The following is a 1,172-nucleotide window of genomic DNA, read 5'->3' as shown; positions in this document are numbered from 1 at the left end:
ACAGCGGCATCTTTTGCAAAAGGCATTAGTCCACTTGTAATTGCTACCATTTCTGTGGGCTTCGGTGGATTAATTCATACATTTTTAAGCTTAAAAACCATTAAAAAAAATTACCAAAAACTATTTAACTATAAATCCCAAGTTTTTATTGCGGTCATTGTTTCAATTCTTTGTCCATTTGCATTTTATTCATCTGTCTCTTTGGCTGGTGTTTCTATTGGCACCGTAATTTCTATTGGCTGTGCACCTTTGTTTTCAGTGCTTTTGGAATGGATTTTAGATAAACGAAAACTTTCGTTAAAATGGCTCATCAGTTTTATTCTCGGTTTTTTAGGAATTATTTTACTCTCTTATGCAGGTGATCACGCGCAGCATCAAGTCGTACAATCTGATCGTATTTTAGGGGTATTTTTTGGCTTAATCTCTAGCCTGAGCTATGCAACATATTCTTGGATAATGAGAAACCTAATTCGCCAAGAAGTCGACTCAAGAGCTGCCATGGGAGTAATTTTTGGTATCTCTGCAGTGCTGTTACTACCTACATTATTCATTACAGCACAAAACCTTTTTGATTATCCAACTAACATTTGGGTTGCGATTTATATTCCGATTGTTCCTATGTTTTTAGGCTATTTATTTTTTAGCTTTGGTCTTAAACGAATTCCCGCAAGTCAGGCTATGACACTAGCTTTGGTTGAGATTCCAGTTGCAGCATTATTAGCAGTTGTTGTAGTGGGTGAAAGTTTAACAATGCATAGTTATTTAGGTTTATTTCTCATTTTCCTATGCGTTATTGTTTTGACCAAAAAGTAATTCATAGAAATAAAAAAAGAGGCTTAATTGTTAGCCTCTTTTTTATGGATACTTACTTAGATTTCAGCTGACCAGTTACGGTACCACGTACGGAATAACTCATATTGAGTTTCAACATATTTACGTTGCGATTCGCTCAATGCATCAGTCTCATTAAAGTGTAAGGTATATTCTTTATCACCGTTAAGTACCATTAAGTATTTATAGTAAAGAACAAGATCCGTTCCTTCGTCAAAAGAAGATAAAACTTCTAATGCACTTGATAACTCTTGTGCTAAGCGACGGGCCTTTGCATCACCTGCTGCAGCTTTCTTACTAAGGTCAACCAACAGTAAAACTTCTTTAGGTAAAGCATTACC

Annotated in this window: 1 protein-coding gene and 1 pseudogene; one reads left to right on the top strand and one right to left on the bottom strand. The window is 35.5% G+C overall.

The window, feature by feature from the left end:
• The coding region (locus UC75_RS00835; protein WP_228136988.1) for a DMT family transporter at positions 1-813 on the top strand (813 nt) is incomplete at its 5' end.
• A gap of 56 nt (positions 814-869) precedes the next feature.
• Here the strand turns inward: UC75_RS00835 and UC75_RS19510 are convergent.
• A pseudogene (locus UC75_RS19510) lies at positions 870-1,172 on the bottom strand (dihydrodipicolinate synthase family protein); the annotation flags it as partial.

The sequence above is a fragment of the Acinetobacter sp. V2 genome, assembly GCF_001188385.1.
Classification (GTDB): domain Bacteria; phylum Pseudomonadota; class Gammaproteobacteria; order Pseudomonadales; family Moraxellaceae; genus Acinetobacter; species Acinetobacter oleivorans.
This window is presented reverse-complemented; position numbering and strand designations above follow the sequence as displayed.